Origin of the sequence: Leyella stercorea DSM 18206, assembly GCF_000235885.1 — a bacterium.
GTDB classification, from domain to species: Bacteria; Bacteroidota; Bacteroidia; order Bacteroidales; family Bacteroidaceae; genus Prevotella; species Prevotella stercorea.
This window is the reverse complement of the sequence record NZ_JH379446.1, coordinates 75,971-93,326: the sequence shown is the minus strand read 5'-3', so window position 1 is coordinate 93,326 and position 17,356 is coordinate 75,971. Positions and strand designations below refer to the sequence as shown.

14 protein-coding genes are annotated in these 17,356 nt (G+C 52.1%); 9 read left to right on the top strand and 5 right to left on the bottom strand.

Features of this window, described 5'->3' with window-relative positions; genetic code table 11:
- Nucleotides 1–325 precede the first annotated feature (325 nt).
- The 3 genes from der to HMPREF0673_RS09295 all read left to right on the top strand — a co-directional run bounded on the left by der (nt 326) and on the right by HMPREF0673_RS09295 (nt 3,910).
- Entirely contained in the window at nt 326–1,639 is a 1,314-nt protein-coding gene (der, locus tag HMPREF0673_RS09305) for a ribosome biogenesis GTPase Der (RefSeq protein WP_007901360.1), read from the top strand.
- Between the two features lie 145 nt (nt 1,640–1,784).
- Nucleotides 1,785–2,189: a hypothetical protein gene (locus tag HMPREF0673_RS09300; protein WP_007901358.1), complete on the top strand. Its 405-nt coding sequence runs from the start codon at nt 1,785–1,787 to the stop codon at nt 2,187–2,189.
- A gap of 485 nt (nt 2,190–2,674) precedes the next feature.
- The gene (locus tag HMPREF0673_RS09295) at nt 2,675–3,910 is read left to right on the top strand and encodes an anaerobic sulfatase-maturation protein (protein WP_040596721.1); all 1,236 of its coding nucleotides are present in this window, start codon (nt 2,675–2,677) and stop codon (nt 3,908–3,910) included.
- A gap of 62 nt (nt 3,911–3,972) precedes the next feature.
- On the opposite strand, the gene HMPREF0673_RS09290 is transcribed toward HMPREF0673_RS09295, so the two are convergent.
- Complete coding sequence (locus HMPREF0673_RS09290) at nt 3,973–4,758, bottom strand: ABC transporter ATP-binding protein (RefSeq protein WP_007901335.1); 786 nt, start codon at nt 4,756–4,758, stop codon at nt 3,973–3,975.
- Nucleotides 4,759–4,891: 133 nt separating this feature from the next.
- Nucleotides 4,892–5,638 (bottom strand): MlaE family ABC transporter permease, encoded by a 747-nt coding sequence (locus tag HMPREF0673_RS09285; protein WP_007901333.1) that lies wholly within the window; start codon nt 5,636–5,638, stop codon nt 4,892–4,894.
- A gap of 217 nt (nt 5,639–5,855) precedes the next feature.
- Here HMPREF0673_RS09285 and lptB point away from each other — a divergent pair, with 217 nt between their 5' ends.
- From lptB to tig, 3 genes are all read left to right on the top strand, one after another.
- On the top strand, nt 5,856–6,644 hold the full coding sequence (gene lptB / locus HMPREF0673_RS09280; RefSeq protein ID WP_050804981.1) for an LPS export ABC transporter ATP-binding protein: 789 nt from the start codon (nt 5,856–5,858) through the stop codon (nt 6,642–6,644).
- 31 nt (nt 6,645–6,675) lie between these two features.
- The gene (yfcE, locus tag HMPREF0673_RS09275; RefSeq protein ID WP_007901330.1) at nt 6,676–7,230 is read left to right on the top strand and encodes a phosphodiesterase; all 555 of its coding nucleotides are present in this window, start codon (nt 6,676–6,678) and stop codon (nt 7,228–7,230) included.
- Nucleotides 7,231–7,321: 91 nt separating this feature from the next.
- Nucleotides 7,322–8,683, top strand: coding sequence for a trigger factor (tig, locus tag HMPREF0673_RS09270; RefSeq protein ID WP_007901328.1), 1,362 nt, complete (start codon nt 7,322–7,324; stop codon nt 8,681–8,683).
- A 133-nt stretch (nt 8,684–8,816) separates the two neighbouring features.
- Here the strand turns inward: tig and HMPREF0673_RS09265 are convergent, their stop codons facing one another.
- On the bottom strand, nt 8,817–9,692 hold the full coding sequence (locus HMPREF0673_RS09265) for an OmpA/MotB family protein (protein ID WP_007901321.1): 876 nt from the start codon (nt 9,690–9,692) through the stop codon (nt 8,817–8,819).
- A 272-nt stretch (nt 9,693–9,964) separates the two neighbouring features.
- On the opposite strand from HMPREF0673_RS09265, the gene HMPREF0673_RS09260 reads away from it, so the two are divergent.
- Nucleotides 9,965–12,223 carry a GH92 family glycosyl hydrolase gene (locus HMPREF0673_RS09260; protein WP_007901319.1) on the top strand — a complete coding sequence of 753 codons (2,259 nt, stop codon included), beginning with the start codon at nt 9,965–9,967 and terminating at the stop codon, nt 12,221–12,223.
- A gap of 77 nt (nt 12,224–12,300) precedes the next feature.
- Nucleotides 12,301–12,852 carry a DUF3332 domain-containing protein gene (locus tag HMPREF0673_RS09255; protein ID WP_007901317.1) on the top strand — a complete coding sequence of 184 codons (552 nt, stop codon included), beginning with the start codon at nt 12,301–12,303 and terminating at the stop codon, nt 12,850–12,852.
- 121 nt (nt 12,853–12,973) lie between these two features.
- Here the strand turns inward: HMPREF0673_RS09255 and HMPREF0673_RS09250 are convergent, their stop codons facing one another.
- Entirely contained in the window at nt 12,974–15,865 is a 2,892-nt protein-coding gene (locus HMPREF0673_RS09250; protein WP_050804978.1) for an alpha-galactosidase, read from the bottom strand.
- Nucleotides 15,866–16,437: 572 nt separating this feature from the next.
- On the opposite strand from HMPREF0673_RS09250, the gene HMPREF0673_RS09245 reads away from it, so the two are divergent.
- The gene (locus tag HMPREF0673_RS09245) at nt 16,438–16,728 is read left to right on the top strand and encodes a hypothetical protein (RefSeq protein WP_157591678.1); all 291 of its coding nucleotides are present in this window, start codon (nt 16,438–16,440) and stop codon (nt 16,726–16,728) included.
- Between the two features lie 70 nt (nt 16,729–16,798).
- Here HMPREF0673_RS09245 and HMPREF0673_RS14770 read toward each other — a convergent pair.
- Nucleotides 16,799–17,356, bottom strand: a 558-nt coding sequence (locus HMPREF0673_RS14770) for a glycosyltransferase family 4 protein (protein ID WP_007901310.1), incomplete at its 5' end; no start/stop codon positions are given.

Here is a 17,356-nt window from a genome sequence, read left to right as displayed (position 1 = left end):
TTTGAATTATCGGCTGCGCCGATTTTGAGTTAATCAATTTTGAATTAAGAATTCGTAACTCATAATTCTCAACTCCTAACTCGTAAATCTCAATTCAAAATTCATAAATTCAAAATGCGCGAAGCGCACAATTCACAATTCAAAACTCAAAACTCAAAATTGCGACAGCTCGCTGTCGCTTCCCCCTGAATAGCAAAGAGGGGACACTCTCGTCAGACTGGCGAGGGCCGGAGTCAGGTCAGCTTCGGAAAATCGTTAACAAGGATGCAGAGACCACATCCTACAAGCCTCCGTGAGATGCGGAGGAAAGAATGACTAAAAGAATATGGCAAATTTAGTGGCAATAGTGGGACGCCCGAACGTGGGCAAGTCTACACTGTTCAACCGCCTGACCAAGACACGTCAGGCAATCGTTAGCGACACCGCAGGCACAACACGCGACCGTCAGTACGGCAAGTGCGAGTGGAACGGACGCGAGTTTTCTGTAGTAGACACCGGCGGATGGGTCGTGAAGAGCGACGACATCTTCGAGGATGCCATCCGCAAGCAGGTGATAGTGGCAACCGAGGAGGCTGACGTGGTGCTCTTCGTCGTCGACGTGCAGACCGGACTCACCGACTGGGATCAGGACGTGGCAACTATCCTTCGCCGCACAAAGCTCCCCGTGATACTCGTGGCTAACAAGACCGACAACAACGACCAGATATACGACGCGGCTGAGTTCTACGCACTCGGACTCGGCGAGCCGCAGTGCATCTCGTCGGCAACCGGCAGTGGCACGGGCGACCTGCTCGACCTCGTGCTCACAAAGCTTAAACCCGAAGTGAAGGAAGACGTAGAGGACGGCATACCACGCTTCGCCGTAGTAGGACGCCCGAATGCCGGCAAGAGCTCTATCATCAACGCCTTCATCGGCGAAGACCGCAACATCGTGACCGAGATAGCCGGCACAACGCGCGACTCTATCTACACACGCTACGACAAGTTCGGCTTCGACTTCTACCTCGTGGACACAGCCGGAATACGCCGCAAGAACAAGGTGTCGGAAGACCTTGAGTTCTACTCGGTGATGCGCTCCATCCGCGCCATCGAGAACTCCGATGTCTGCATCCTCATGCTCGACGCAACACGCGGCATCGAGGCACAGGACATGAACATCTTCCAGCTCATACAGCGCAACAACAAGTCGCTTGTGGTGGTTGTGAACAAGTGGGACCTCGTGGAGAACAAGGACCAGGCAGTCATCAAGACCTTCGAGAACGCCATCCGTCAGCGCATGGCTCCGTTCGTCGACTTCCCGATCATCTTCGCTTCGGCACTCACCAAGCAGCGCATCTTCAAGGTGCTCGAAACAGCCAAGGAGGTGTACCTCAACCGCAAGGCGCACGTGGGCACATCGAAGCTCAACGAAGTGATGCTGCCGCTCATCGAGGCATACCCGCCACCATCAACAAAGGGCAAGTACATCAAGATAAAGTACTGCACGCAGCTGCCTAACACGCAGATTCCGTCGTTCGTGTTCTACGCCAACCTGCCGCAGTACATCAAGGAGCCGTACCGCCGCTTCCTCGAGAACAAGATTCGCGACAACTGGTCAATGCACGGCTGCCCAATAAACATCTTCATCCGACAGAAGTAACTAAAGGGGGTGCAGTTGTCTCTTAAGGGGGTGCAGTTGTCTCAACTGCACCAACCTATCTGCACCAATCTAACAGGTTGGTGCACTTGAGACAAGTGCACCCCCTATTTGCGCCCCTATTTGCACCCTCTATTTACACCAATCTATGCGACACATTATATATTTAATAACAACCTTGTGCTGTCTGGCCCTCGCCTCCTGCGGCAACAAGGCATCAGACGTCAGCCCCGACGAGCTGGCATCGCGTGCGGCGAAGCTCTACTACGAAAATCTGCTTCACGGCAAGTGTGAGGCATACATCGACGGCTTCTACCGCCCCGACAGCATACCCGAGAGCTACCGCGAGCAACTCATCGTGAGCGCAAAGCAGTATGTAGGGCAGATGAAGACCGACCACCAGGGTTTGGTGAGCGTAGAAGCAGTGGGCGCACGCACCGACACCGCGAAGCACGTGGGTGAGGCATACCTGCTGCTCGGCTTCGGCGACAAGACGAAAGAAGAAGTCGTTGTGCCACTCGTGCTGCACGACGGCTGTTGGATGCTACGCTGAGAAGATCACATAAACAAAAAAAAGAGCCATGTTGCATCAACTGCGACATGGCTTTTCAATTAATAGTAAAGTGATGACTATCAGTTTTTCTTATTCTTTGAGAAGGTAATTATTAGGTGATTGTTTAAAAGGTACTTATCTGCTCGCTTCGTCCTGTAAAAAGACCGCTCGCAGACGGTTTGTGTCTTATGGTCTTGGTAGGTTGTTATGTATTGATGATAATTTTCGTTTGCAAAGATAGTTTTATTTTCTAATATCCACAAATTATCTGCCACTTTTATTTTGAATTACTTTAATTTTGTTCTGTTTTGGTTGCTTTTTTGTCATTTTTTCAGATTTTGCGCAAAATATTAAACCATATCAATGCGTTAATAGAATAATAATCCGTAATTTTGTCTCATCCCAATATCACCCCAATTTCACCATCTCACCATCTCACCATCTCACCATCATCACCATCTCAACATAACACCACCTCACCATCTATGTCAACCATATCTCCCTTTGCCCGTCCGCTATACGTTATGCTCAAACCTGTCGGCGCAGCCTGCAACCTGCGTTGCGAGTACTGCTACTATCTTGAGAAGTCGAACCTCTACAAGGACACGCAGAAGCGTGTGCTGACGGAGGAGATGCTCGAGCAGTTCACCCGAGAGTACATTGAGGCGCAGACCTCGCCCGACATACTCTTCACATGGCACGGCGGCGAGCCGCTGCTGCGCCCACTGGCGTTCTACAGAAAAGCGGTGGAGCTGCAGCGCAAGTACGGCGCGGGCAGACGCATCTCCAACTCGATACAGACCAACGGCACGCTGCTCAACGACGAGTGGTGCCGCTTCCTGCGCGAGAACAACTGGCTCGTGGGCATCTCCATCGACGGACCACAGGAATTTCACGACGAGTTCCGCCGCACTGCGTCGGGCGGACAGACATGGCAGAAAGTGATGCACGGCATACGCCTGCTGAAGAGGCACGGTGTGGAGTGGAACGCCATGGCGGTGGTGAACGACTTCAATGCCGACTATCCGCTCGACTTCTACCACTTCTTCAAGGAGAACGGCTGCCAGTATCTACAGTTCACGCCCATCGTGGAGCGCACGGTGAGCCACGCCGACGGCAGACATCTCGCCACGCTCACCGATGCTGCCGACGCACCGCTATCGGACATGAGCGTCACGCCCGAGCAGTGGGGACGCTTTCTCTGCACCATCTTCGACGAGTGGGTGCGCCACGACGTGGGCAAGATATACGTGGAGCTGTTCGACTGTATGCTTGCCAACTGGGTAGGCGTGACGCCAGGCATCTGTATGTACGCCAAAGAGTGCGGACACGCCGGCGTGATGGAGTTCAACGGCGATGTCTACTCCTGCGACCACTTCGTCTTCCCCGAATACCGCTTGGGCAACATACGCGAGAAAACCATCACCGAGATGCTCTATGGCGAGCAACAGCAGCACTTCAGCGAGCTTAAACACAAGTCGCTGCCGCAGGAGTGCAAGGAATGTCGTTGGGAGTTTGCCTGTCACGGCGAGTGTCCGAAGAACCGTTTCGTGAACGACCGCTACGGCAACCCCGGCAAGAACTACCTCTGCCGTGGTTATCAGCAGTTCTTTGAGCACGTTGCACCGTACATGGAGTATATGAAGAATGAATACCTAAACCAGCGTCCGCCAGCGAATGTAATGGATAAGGTGGACGAGATAGAAAGACAAAGGGGTTAAGCCGACGGCTTAACCCCTTTGTCTTTGTGTTTTATACAGCTTTTGTCTGTTTTATACAGCTTTTATCTGTTGGCTTGCGCTTGACGCAGCTTGTTCATTTCAACCTCCTTTACACGTTTGAAGAGGTCGGAAGCGAAGACGAGGTCGTTGAGTTTTTCGTTTGTGGCACCCATCACGTCGTCCTTTGTGCCCTGCCACTCGTTGTTGCCTTGATATATAAACAGGATGTTCTCACCGATACCCATCACCGAGTTCATGTCGTGCGTGTTGATGATGGTCGTGATGTTATACTCCTTTGTGATAGACGAGAGCAGTTCGTCGATGACGAGCGACGTGTGCGGGTCGAGACCCGAGTTAGGCTCGTCGCAGAACAGATACTTCGGGTTGAGCACTATGGCGCGCGCAATAGCCACACGCTTCTGCATACCGCCCGATATCTCGCCCGGATACTTCAGTTGGGCATCGCCGAGGTTCACGCGGTCGAGGCACTCCTGAGCACGGCGCACACGCTCGCGGTAGTTCATCTTCGAGAACATGTCGAGCGGGAACATCACGTTCTCCAATACGTTGAGCGAGTCGAAGAGCGCTGCGCTCTGGAAAATCATGCCCATCTCGCGGCGCATCTGCACTTTCTCTTCCTTCGACATCGCCACGAAGTTGCGACCGTCGTAGAGCACATTGCCACTCGTAGGCGTGAGCAGACCCACGAGGTTTTTCATCAGCACGGTCTTTCCCGAACCGCTCTGTCCGATGATGAGGTTTGTCTTGCCGTCCTCGAAGACGGCGTTGATGTCTTTCAGCACTTCCTTGTCGCCGAATGACTTATATAAGTGTTTTACTTCTATCATAAGATGTTGAGATGTTGTGGTGTTGAGATGTTGATATTTGTTGTTGAGGTGTTGAGATGTTGTGGTGTTGAGATATGTTGTTGATATAGTAATGTCAACATCTTACCATCTCACCACAACAACTTCATTTTGCTTAGCTGAGCAGCTGAGTAAGGAACACGTCCGAGAATAATATTAACACACTTGAGCTGACAACAGCGTCGGTACTCGCCTTGCCAACCTCCACCGAGCCGCCCTCGACGGTGTAGCCGAAGAAGCTCGACACGCTCGCGATGATAAACGCGAAGACAAGACTCTTGATGATACTCATCCACATGAACCACGCGTTGAACGAGTGCTGCAAGCCCAGTGTCAGGTCTTCGGGCGAGAGGATGTGTCCGATGTACGCCGTGCCGTAGGCTCCGAGAATACCCGTAGCCGAGGAGAAGATGACGAGGAACGGCATCAGTGTGACGAGTCCTAATATCTTCGGCAGGATGAGATAGTTGGCGGAGTTGACACCCATTATCTCCAGCGCGTCAATCTGCTGCGTCACGCGCATTGTGCCCAACTCCGAAGCGATGTTCGACCCCACCTTGCCGGCGAGGATAAGACACATGATACTTGAGGAGAACTCCAAAAGCAAAATCTCGCGTGTGGTGTAGCCCGACACCCAGCGCGGCATCCACGGACTCTGAATGTTCAGTTTCATCTGGATGCAGATAACGGCTCCGATGAAGAACGAGATGAGCAGTACGATGCCTATGGAGTCGACACCGAGCGCCGACATCTCTTTGGTGTACTGCTTCAGGAACATGCGCATACGCTCCGGTCGCGCAAAGGAACGTCCCATCAGAAGGATGTAACGGCCTAATGTGTTTAAGTATTTTAATATCAACATAGTTGCGTTCTCTTTATATAATATTGTAATAATGCTGCAAAAGTAGCAATAAAAACATAAAAACTCGGCATTACACCTAAGTTTTTATGTTTTATTTGTGGTATTTCTATCAATTTGCACTACCTTTGTACAATAATAGAATAACAAGAACATGAGCGAAATCGACATAAAGAATGGTCAGGCGGCTGAAGCTGCAGCAGAGGAGAAACCCCACTGCATGGTGCTCCGCACCGAAGGACTGGTGAAACGATACGGCAAGCGTACCGTTGTCAACGACGTGTCTATCAACGTGAAGCAGGGCGAAATCGTAGGACTGCTCGGCCCGAACGGTGCCGGCAAGACAACGTCGTTCTATATGACCACCGGACTCATCGTGCCTAACGACGGACATATCTACCTCGACGACAAGGAGATAACCGACTATCCCGTCTATAAGCGTGCGCGTGCCGGTATCGGCTACCTGCCGCAGGAGGCGAGCGTGTTCCGCAAACTAAGCGTGGAGGACAATATCATGGCGGTGCTCGAGATGACAAAGCTAACACACCATGAGCAGTTGGAGAAACTCGAAGCGCTCATTGCCGACTTCAACCTCGGCAAGGTGCGCAAGAACATGGGCGACCAACTCTCCGGTGGCGAGCGTCGACGCACTGAGATTGCACGCTGCCTCGCTATCGACCCGAAGTTCATCATGCTCGATGAACCATTCGCCGGCGTAGACCCTATCGCCGTGGAGGAGATACAGCACGTGGTGTGGCGACTGAAGTACCGCAACATAGGCATCCTCATCACCGACCATAACGTGCAGGAGACGCTCACCATCACCGACCGCGCCTACCTGCTCTTCGAGGGACGCATCCTCTTCCAGGGCAAGCCGGAGGAACTGGCGCAGAACCGCATCGTACGCGAGAAGTACCTCGGCTCGCAGTTCGAGCTGAAGATGAAGGATTTCCAACTCGTCGACGAGCAGAAGCGCAAGCGTGACCGCGAGCGCGAACTGCAAGGATAAGTAACAAGAACTTTAAGGTATAACCAACAATATGAAGATATTATTTGTTTCGGATATTCACGGCTGTCTGCCCACACTGCAGCAAGTGCTCGGCTTCTACGACCGCGAACACTATGATATGCTCTGCATCTTGGGCGACATACTCAACTACGGACCGCGCAACAGCATACCCGAGGGCATCGACCCGAAGGGCATCGTGGCACTACTCAACGAGCGCAAGGACAGCATCGTAGCCGTGCGTGGCAACTGCGATGCCGAGGTCGACCAGATGCTGTTGGAGTTCCCGATGATGGCAGACTACGCCCTCGTCGTAGACGGCACACAACGCTTCTTTCTCACACACGGACACGTCTACAACGAGCAGAACCGTCCTACGCTGAAGTACGACATATTCATCTACGGACATACCCACCTCTGGAAGCTCGAAGCGACAGAGCAGGGCGACGTGGTCTGCAACCTCGGCTCTATAACATTCCCAAAAGGCGGCAACGAACCCACTTTCGCAACCTACGACGACGGCGTGCTGCGCGTGCGCAGAATGGACGGAACAGTGCTGCAAGAGCTTGTTAAAAAAACAAATTTTTGACCTATATATTCTCTATTTACATTATTAATGTGTAATTTTGCACTTCCGTGAAATATAATAAGTAAAAACAATAAATACAAACAACGAAGAAATGAACATTTCATTTGAAAATCCCGACAAAGTGAATGGTCTGTTGACTATCACAGTCGAAGAGTCAGATTTCCAGGACTCTGTCGAGAAGACACTTAAGGACTACCGTAAGAAGGCTAACATCCCTGGTTTCCGCCCGGGTCAGGCTCCTATGGGTCTCATCAAGCGCCAGTTCGGTGCATCTGTACGCTACGACGCTGTAAACAAGTTCGTAGGCGAGCAGCTCTACAAATACATCAAGGACAACAATATCCAGATGCTCGGCGAGCCTCTGCCTTCTGACAAGCAGGAGACTCCGGCTGACATCGAGAAGCCAGCTCCTTACACATTCGTATTCGACATTGCTGTTGCTCCGGAGTTCAACATCACTCTCGACGGCCGCAACAAGATCGACTACTACACAATCAAGGCTGACGAGAAGCTCATCAACGAGCAGGTAGACATGTACGCTGGTCGTGCAGGCAGCTACGAGAAGGTAGAGGAGTACGATGGCGAAAAGAACGATATGCTCAAGGGCGACTTGCGCGAGCTCGACGCTGAGGGCAACACAAAGGAAGGTGGCATCACCGTTGAGGCTGCTGTTCTTATGCCTTCATATATCAAGGTTGACGAGCAGAAGGACCTCTTCAAGGGTGCTAAGCTCGGCGACATCATCACATTCAACCCGCGCAAGGCTTATCCGGAAGGCGAAGCAGAGATCTCTGCTCTCCTCAAGATCGACCGCGAGGTAGCTAAGGAGCTCGAGTCTGACTTCAGCTATCAGATCACAGAGATCAGCCGCTACAAGAAGGCAGAGATCAATCAGGACCTCTTCGACCAGGTGTTCGGTAAGGACGAGGTGAAGAGTGAGGAAGAGTTCCGTAACAAGATTGCTGAGTCTCTCAAGCCACAGCTCGAGACCAACTCTAACTTCAAGTTCCTCCTCGACGTTCGCGAGTACTGCGAGAAGAAGGTAGGCGAGCTCACATGGCCGGACGCACTCCTCAAGCGCGTTATGCTCCTGAACAACCAGGACAAGGGCGAGGAGTTCGTAGAGAAGAACTACGCTGAGAGCATCAAGCAGCTCGAGTGGCACCTCATCAAGGAGCAGCTCGTTAAGGCAGCTGAGGTTAAGGTAGAGGACGCTGACATCCGTGAGGCAGCTAAGGAGATGGCTCGTATGCAGTTCGCTCAGTACGGCATGACAAGCATTCCTGAAGAGTACATCGACAACTACGCTAACGAGCTTCTCAAGAAGCGTGAGGCTGTTGACAACTTCGTAGAGCGCGCAATCGACGTGAAGCTCGCTGCTGCACTCAAGAACACCGTTACTCTCAACGAGAAGGAGATCACTCTCGACGAGTTCAACGAAATGATGAAGTAATAAGTCTATTCAATGATAGATATAAAAACTCCCTTGCAGACTGCAGTCTGCAAGGGAGTTTTTTAATTGGTAATTATTAATTAGTAATTGAACTTGCGAGAGTTCAATTACTAATTTCAACTTTCAATTCGATTTACTCGTTCTCCGGAGCCTTGTCGATAAGGTCCATGAACTGGTCGAGCTTCGGAGTGATGATAATCTGTGTGCGGCGGTTGCGCTGCTTGCCCACCTCAGTAGAGTTAGCAGTCACGGGGTTGTACTCGCCACGTCCGCCAGCTGTGAGGCGCTTCGGGTCTACACCATACTGGTTCTGCAGAGCCTGCACCACGCTCGAAGCACGCAAGCAAGAGAGGTCCCAGTTGTTGCGGATGTTCTTCATCGACGCAGCCTTGGCGTTTACTGGCACGTTGTCGGTGTTACCCTCGATGAGTACCTCGTAGTCCTTATAGTCGGTGATGATCTTAGCAATCTTGCTCAGAGTCTCCGAAGCACGCTCGTTGATTTCGTACGAACCGCTCTTGTAGAGCATGTTGTCAGCAAGCGAGATGTAAACAACACCCTTGAGCACCTGCACGTCCACTTCCTTTGACTCCTCCTTAGAGAGCGAGCGTGTGAGGTTGTTGGTGAGCACCATGTTGAGCGAGTCAGACTTCGACTTCACCTCAACCAAGTGGCGGATGTACTGGTTCGACTCGTTGATCTGGTCTACGAGTTTAGAGATGTTGATGTTGTTGTCGCCGGCGTTTGTCAAGCTCTTGTCGAGCGAAGCCTGCAGCGCAGCGTAGTCAGCCTTCTGCTGCTTCAGCAGTTCCTTAGACGCATTGAGCTGCTCCTCAAGAGCTGCCACGCGAGCCTTTGATGCAGCGAGGTCCTCCTTTGCTGTCTGGTAGTTGCCGGTGAGCTCCTTGTTCTCATTCTGGCAGTTAACAAGATCCTTCTTCATTGCGCAGCTTGAGAATGTGAACAAGCCTGCGAACATCGCGATAGCGAATACGTTTCCTTTTTTCATATCTTTATTGTTTTTATCTGTTTGCAAAGTTGTATTTCAATGCAAAGTTAGCACTTAAACTTCAAAACTACTATATATAAGATGTTTATATAATTAAAATGTCAATTCGCTTTAATTTAATTTAACTGTAGGTGAATGTGGCAGTAGTGTGTTTAGATGTAATTTTTTGTTCTTTTTATAGGGATATTTCATTTAAAATGCTTTATTTTGCAAATAGTAATGCTATTGCATATAAGTGACTAATCAAAACTAAAAACAAAACATACATACGAATGAAGAACTTGAAGTACATGGCTGTGGCTGCATTGCTGGCGTGTGGAGCGCTCAATGCCTCGGCGAAAGACAACGTAGAGTACGTGGACCCGTTCATCGGAACAACTAACTTCAGCATCTGCAACCCGGGTGCGATACGTCCGCACGGACTGATGTCGGTGGTGCCGTTCAACGTGATGGGCTCCGACCTCAACGTGCAGGACAAGGACAAGCGCTGGTGGTCGGCGTGCTATGAGTATAACAACAAGTACTTCACCGGCTTTGCGCACGTTACGCTCAGCGGTGTGGGCTGCCCCGAGATGGGCACACTGCTCACCATGCCGACATCGGGCGAGCTCTGCGTCGACTATCGCAGCTATGGCTCCGAGTACAAGAACGAGACGGCGCGTCCGGGCTATTACAGCACCGAGCTTACAAAGTACGGCATCAAGTGCGAGGTGGCTTCCACGCTGCGCTCGTCTATTGAGCGTTATACCTTCCCGAAGGGCAAGGGCAACCTACTCTTCAACCTCGGTAACGGACTCACCAACGAGGTGGGTGCTTCGCTGCGCCGCGTCAGCGACACCGAGTTCGAGGGCACACGCCTCCTGGGCACGTTCTGCTACAATCCGCAGGCGGTGTTCCCGATGTACTTCGTCGTTCGTGTGAACAAGAAGCCCGCTGCTTACGGCATGTGGAAGAAACAGCCGGCTTTCGGCAACGCTCAGGCGCAGTGGGACTCTGACCAGGGCAAGTACAAGCTCTATCCGGGCTACGGACGCGACATGGCGGGCAACGATATAGGCTATTATATGTCGTACGATTGCGCCGAGGACGAGCAGGTGGAAGTGCAGGTAGGCGTGTCGTTCGTGTCTATCGCCAACGCTCGCGAGAACCTCAACGCAGAACAGAAGGGCTTCGAGTTTGAGAAGGTAGTGAAAGAGGGTCACGACGAGTGGGCGCGCACGCTCGACCGCGTCACCGTAGAGGGTGGTACCGAGGACCAGCGCCGTGTGTTCTACACCGCTCTCTACCACACACAGATTCACCCGACCGTGCTGCAGGACGTGAACGGTGAGTATCCGAAGATGGAAAGCAACGAGAACGGCAAGACCGCCGGCAACCGCTACACCGTCTATTCGTTGTGGGATACCTACCGCAACCTCTCGCAGCTCGAGACACTGCTCTATCCCGACAAGCAGGTGGACATGATCAACTCGATGATTGACATGTACCGCGAGTGGGGATGGATGCCTAAATGGGAGCTGTTCTCACGCGAGACATGGACAATGGAGGGCGACCCTGCCATCCCTTACATCGCCGATGCTTATATGCGCGGTCTGCGCGGTTTCGACATCAACGAGGCTTATAAGGCGTTCCGCACATCGGCTACTACTGAGGGCAAGAACAACCGTATGCGCCCCGATATCGACCCGTACATCGAGCGTGGCTACGTGCCGATGGGCTACTATGCTGCCGATATGTCGGGCGACAACTCCGTGTCGCACGCTCTTGAGTACTACCTCGCCGACAACGCGCTCTCTATACTTGCTGGCGAACTCGGACACAAGGCTGATGCCAAGCTGTTCCGTCAGCGCGCTCTCGGCTACAAGCACTACTACTCGAAGGAGAGCGGCACGCTGCGCCCGATAACAATGGACGGCAAGTTCCTCTCGCCGTTCAACCCTGAGGACGGCTACGACTTCACCAATGCGCCGGGCTTCCACGAGGGTTCGGCTTGGAACTACACGTTCTATGCTCCGCACGATGTGTTGGGCATGGCTAAGCTCATGGGCGGACAGCGCAAGTTCTGCGACAAGCTGCAGATGGTGTTCGACAAGGGCCTCTACGACCCTGCCAACGAGCCTGACATCGCCTACGCATACCTCTTCTCCTACTTCAAGGGCGACGAGTGGCGCACGCAGAAGACTGTGAACGACCTGCTCACCAAGTACTACACAGCGCGTCCGGACGGCATCCCCGGCAACGACGACACCGGCACCATGTCGGCTTGGGCTATCTTCTCGATGATGGGTCTGTATCCCGACAACCCGGGCGATCCTTCCTACACGCTCACCACACCGGTGTTCGATAAGGTGACGCTACACCTCGATCCGAAGTTCTATCCGCAGGGCGACATCACCATCGAGACCGACCGCACATCGCCGTCGCAACTCTACATCAAGAGCATGACGCTCGGCGGCAAGAAGCTCAACGGCTACCGCATCACTCATAAGCAGCTGATTGAAGGCAAGACGCTGCGCATGAGCCTGAAGTAAATTAGTAATTTTTAATTATTAATTATTAATTGAACTTGCGAAAATTCAGAAAATAACTTTTAAAACTCAAAAGAATTATGAAAATCAGACATCTTAAAGTTTCGGCTGTGCTTCTCGCAGCCACGTTGTTGACAAGCTCGTGTGTAGGTTCGTTCGCTCTGTTCAACAAGTTGGCAGGCTGGAACAAGCAGGCAACAGACAATAAGTTCCTTAACGAACTTATCTTTATCCTCATCTCGCCGGCATACGCGGTATGTACCGTTGCTGACGTGCTCGTCATCAACTCTATCGAGTTCTGGACAGGCAGTAACCCGATGGCACAGCGCGTAGGCGAAACGCAGGAGATTACGGGCAAGGACGGCAAACTCTACGCTGTGACCACTCTGCGCAACGGCTACAAGGTGAAGTCGCCTGATGGTGAGGTTAGCAAGTTCAAGTACGACAAGAAGACCAACTCTTGGAGCAAGGAGGAGAAGGGTAAGATTGAAGAGCTCTTCCGCATCAACGATGACGGCACTATCCAGGCTCGTCTGCAGGACGGTCGTTCAATCACCGTCACACCTGACGCAGCCGGTCTCTACGAGGCACGCATGGCTACAGCCGGTGCTTGCTTCTGGGCACAGCGATAGTCTTTTGGTTTTATTGTATTGCAATAATATAGACGTAAAAAAGAGGAGTCTCGGTTTTGCCGAGGCTCCTCTTTTTGTTTGTTATGCTTGTACGCTTACATGCTTGTCTGCGTGTCAATACTTAGCGTACGATGTATTTCTTGTTTTTGCTAACGAGCACGCCGTGCTTAGCTGTAGCTTTGCGTCCGCTGAGGTCGTAAAATGTAGCATTAGCAAGTGTCTCCGTCTCGTTGTTTACAACGTTCTTGATGGCTGTAGCATCATTAGCCTCTACACCGCCGAACATGAACACGCTGTTAGCAGGCAGAGTGAGTGTGAGCTGCTGGTCGATGTCGATAGCCTCACCCTCGGTGAGACCCTCCAGGGCAGCCTGGTCGTCGAATGGCTTTGTGAGGACGATCTTGCCAGAGATGTTAGCCGGAATCTCCAGAGCCTCACGCAGAGTGAGGGTGATTGACTTCGCTGCCACGTCGCCGTTGCGCAGGGTGAGTGTCGACTTCTTGCCGTTCCATGCAGCCCAGCCGTAGATCTCGTGTCTGTAGCCGTTCCACGGATTGCCGCCTACCCAGTGAGCGTCCATCAGTACGTCAGCGTTATCCTTCTGCCACTTGATGAGGTCAGCGAGGTCAGACCACAACTTGCCGTTGTTGATCTTGTCCATGAGCTTATAATCGTTGTAGAGCTCTACCATGCCGCTACCGCAAGCAAATGCGCAGCGCAACTCGTTGAGAGCGTTCTCGTAGTTCATGTTCTTGCTCACGTCGCCGTGCTCGGTGAGGATGAAGCCGTGAGTCATCAAGGTGTTGATTGGACACAGAGGAGAGTCGGTAACATAGATGTTATATACCTGCATATCGCGGTATGTGATCCATGCCTCGCGGTCGTTCGGGTTGGTGCCAATCTTCTTCCAGTCGGCATCCTGACGCCATGTCGCGTCGGTAATCTTGTACCAGAACGGTGATGCCCATGTGCCTACGGTAGTGTTGAAGAAGATGTCCTCCTTGAGGTTCTCGCGGATGTACTGCTCCATACGGATGATGCCCTCAGCGTTCTCGTTGCCGGTGTCGCCTGGGTCAGGACCTACGGCTGTACCCTGAGCAGAGATACCGTCGAACTTGAAGAAGCCGAACGAGCCCTTGCCGTTCTCGTCGTGCTGGTTCTTCACGAGGTTTGTAGCTGCTGCGAGGAATGTGTCGTAGTATTTCTGGTTAGAAAGCTGCATACCACCGTTGTTCTTCCAGTAGTCGCGACGGTAGTCGCCGCTCTTTCCGTAGCCGCCTACCGGACCGAGCCAAGCACCTACGCTTGCGCCCATTTCGGCAGCCTGCGAAGCTATGTCGCGCATCTCTCTTGGGAAACCGCTATGGAATGTCCATGTACCGTAGTTGTCCCATCCGTCGTCGATTACGAAGTTCTTCGGAGCCACGTTGTAGCGGTCCCAGAGGCTGCTCTTCCAGTGTGCCACTACGTCGAGCACGCCGTCGGCAGTCATGTTTGTATACTCTCTGCCCGGAGCCGCATTGTTGCGGTCGATGTTAAGCTCATACCAGCTGATGTAGCATGGGTTAGCACGCCAAGGCACTGCACGCTCGCGCTCAGAGTAAGCCAGGAACGAACGACGCTTCTGTGTCTCGCGTATGTTCTTTGAGCTCTGCTTGCCGTCCTGCGCGATGAGACCTACGACGGCAGACACCTTCCATGTCTCGCCCTGCTTCAGTGTAGTGTGGCGGCTCCACATACCCTGGATGATAGAGTAGTCGGTGTTAGCCACGTCCTCTACAGTGTTGAATGCGGTAGGAGTCTCAAGACCTGCGAATATCTTGTCGTTCAGAATCACCTTGCCGCGTGTGTTACCGATGGCACTCGGCTTGCTGCCCGCTGCCTTGGTGTCCACCTTGTACGACATCGGTATGATGCTGAACATGTCCACGTTGTCTACGCCGGTGAGTTCCATCTCGGTGCGCAGGTAGTGGCTGCCCGAGCGCAGAACAGCGCGCCATACGATGCTGATCTGCTGTCCGTTGTACGAGTATGTGTAGTTAGCCTGTAGAGCCTTGCCTGCATAGTGCTTCACGCCGCGGATGGCGTTCGGTTCGGCAGCGAGGTCTACCAGCTCCACTTTGCCGAGTGTCATCTGGCTTGCAGCCACGCTCACGCCCGAGCCGAAGCTCACGTAGAAAGGCTCTGTGCCAGCCACCAGGTTCATAGCCTTAGAGCCGAGGAAGTAGATAGCCTTCTCGGTGTTGAGGAAGCTTGCCTGAAGCACCTTGTTGCCCAATGTGTAAACGTTATTATCTTTCCATGCTGTTGCGTCGCCAACCTTGTCCTGCTGTATCGGGTAGAGCCATGCGTTGGTGTACGGCTCGCTGTCCTCGAGTGTGGGCAGGTCGTAGTAAGCTACGGTGATGGTGTTTGTTGCGGGGTCGATCTGTACGGTGGCGAACTTGCCGTCCTTCTCGGGCGCGGTCACGTCGCTTGGCAGCAACGATCCGCTCACAGTAATCTTATCGCCGTCGTTGTATGTCTTGCCGTTGATTGTGACGCTTGCGCCGCTAACGGTGTACGTGTTAGACACCATCTCCTGCAGCACCCATGCGCTGCCGTTGTCCTGCTTGCCGTTGTCCTGCCACAGACCCACGGTGATGGTCTTGTTGTCTACGGGGTTGAAGTCGATGCCACCGTGCCAGTTCATGTATTTGTCTGCCTTGCCGGTAGAGGTGATCGGCTGGAACTCGTAAGCCGCTGTGCCGTTCTGGGCGGTTGTCTTAGTAGCCTTCCACGGTTGTGCGTTCGTCTTGTCGCTGATGAGCTTTGCCTTGCCCGGTCCGTTGCTGTAGCTGTAGCTGTAGGCTTTGTCGTACGAAACCCACACCTTGCTGTCGACGTTGTAGATGAGATACTGACCTTCTGTGCTTGCAGCATAGAAGGCGAACTTGCCTGCATTCTCGTTTGTACGTGTAGGCGATGTGTACGGAGTCATCATCAGTCCGTTGCAGTTGCTGATGGTGTACACTCTCTCGGGATTGTTTACATTCGCCGAGGTCTTGATGTCACTGGTCTGAGCCCAGGAAGAACTACCCCCCCCCAATAGCTAACAGAGCCAATGAAAGTAGATAACGAATACTCATTGTCTTTTGTTTTGCAACACTTGTAGTTAGTAATACTTTAAAAGTTCTGAGCAATCAAGATGTTTTGATTTGTTGAAGTAGGCGGAGCCGGATCGCTCAAAAAATGTATATGTAGAGACTGCATACCCGGGTGTTGCAAATTCAAGCAGCAGTCTCTACGATAGACGTTGCAAAGGTACAAATAAAAAACAATGTATCCTTGCTTTGAACAGAATATTTTACAATCGATTATATTCATAAATGTATGATTTTGCAAGAATCGTAATAAAGCATAACAATGTGTGTTAGATATAATTAGATTGTTAAAAAATAAGAATAACTATAGGTTGTTATAGTTTAAACCTTTATATTTGCAACCGAGATTTTTACTATTTGTGCTATGGAAAGAAATGAGATGTTTTATTATGTAATTATCCTGTTTGCTCTTTTAGTCGCGGTATTGCTTTTAGTCGACTTCATGATGAAGCGTGCGTTAGTGAAAGGCAAGTCGGAGGAGAGTGAGGGCGAAAAGCCTTCGAGAGTTACAAAGTTCATGAAAGGTGTCGACTTCTTTTTGGCATTGCCATTAGCAACAATTGCCGTGAACCACTTTCAGGTGTCTGTTTACACGCTGGTAGCCCTGGCTTTAGGCTTCGTTTTAGGCGTATATACATTGTATCTTTGCCTTACGTTGCGTCAGAAGCAACTCACGTTCAGAGTTATCGTGAAGATGGTAGTACTCGTGTTGATTTACGTAGTGTATAAGTAGCCGCTGAACATATACAGAAAAACGACATATCTTAGGGCTTTTTCCCTGAGATATGTCGTTTTTTTGTTGCTTATCTACCAGCCACCTTATACCGCGCTTCGTAGCGCTCCTGCATCGTGCGAACGGAGAAGCGGTCTTTGGCGAAGTCGTAGGCTTGCTGCGTGAGTGCGTCGTGGTCGGCGGTGGGCAGAAGTTCGTTGAAGATGCGGCGGTAGTCATCGATGCTGTTGTTGTGCGCAAGCAGTGCCCAGTCGGCGGGCAGCGTGTCGGCAAGTCCAGGGCAGGCGTTGGCGATGACGGGCAGGCGGTTGAGGCTCGCTTCCATAGAGAGCATACTCAATCCTTCGAACTCCGACGGCATGAACAGATAGTCGAACGACTGCATGTAGCCGGCGAGTCCGAAGATAGGGGGCACGAGCTGCGCGTTGATGGGTTTTCCTGATGATGCTATGTCCGCGAGGGTCTGCTCTACGAGTGTGCGCTGCGAGCCGTCGCCGGCGATGGTGAAGTGGTAGCGTGCGTCGCCTGCAAGCATCTTCAGCACCTCGCAGAGGACAACCACGCCTTTCTGAGGTTCAAGGCGACCGGCGAAGAGGATGTTGAGGTGTTGAGGTGTTGAGGTGTTGAG

Bases quoted from the DNA above. Each gene is read 5' to 3' on its own strand.
- HMPREF0673_RS09295 (WP_040596721.1), top strand. From the start codon at position 2,675: ATGTCAACCATATCTCCCTTTGCCCGTCCGCTATACGTTATGCTCAAA.
- HMPREF0673_RS09260 (WP_007901319.1), top strand. From the start codon at position 9,965: ATGAAGAACTTGAAGTACATGGCTGTGGCTGCATTGCTGGCGTGTGGA.
- HMPREF0673_RS09265 (WP_007901321.1), bottom strand. From the start codon at position 9,692: ATGAAAAAAGGAAACGTATTCGCTATCGCGATGTTCGCAGGCTTGTTC.
- der (WP_007901360.1), top strand. From the start codon at position 326: ATGGCAAATTTAGTGGCAATAGTGGGACGCCCGAACGTGGGCAAGTCT.
- tig (WP_007901328.1), top strand. From the start codon at position 7,322: ATGAACATTTCATTTGAAAATCCCGACAAAGTGAATGGTCTGTTGACT.
- yfcE (WP_007901330.1), top strand. From the start codon at position 6,676: ATGAAGATATTATTTGTTTCGGATATTCACGGCTGTCTGCCCACACTG.
- lptB (WP_050804981.1), top strand. From the start codon at position 5,856: ATGGTGCTCCGCACCGAAGGACTGGTGAAACGATACGGCAAGCGTACC.
- HMPREF0673_RS09255 (WP_007901317.1), top strand. From the start codon at position 12,301: ATGAAAATCAGACATCTTAAAGTTTCGGCTGTGCTTCTCGCAGCCACG.
- HMPREF0673_RS09300 (WP_007901358.1), top strand. From the start codon at position 1,785: ATGCGACACATTATATATTTAATAACAACCTTGTGCTGTCTGGCCCTC.
- HMPREF0673_RS09290 (WP_007901335.1), bottom strand. From the start codon at position 4,758: ATGATAGAAGTAAAACACTTATATAAGTCATTCGGCGACAAGGAAGTG.
- HMPREF0673_RS09245 (WP_157591678.1), top strand. From the start codon at position 16,438: ATGATGAAGCGTGCGTTAGTGAAAGGCAAGTCGGAGGAGAGTGAGGGC.
- HMPREF0673_RS09285 (WP_007901333.1), bottom strand. From the start codon at position 5,638: ATGTTGATATTAAAATACTTAAACACATTAGGCCGTTACATCCTTCTG.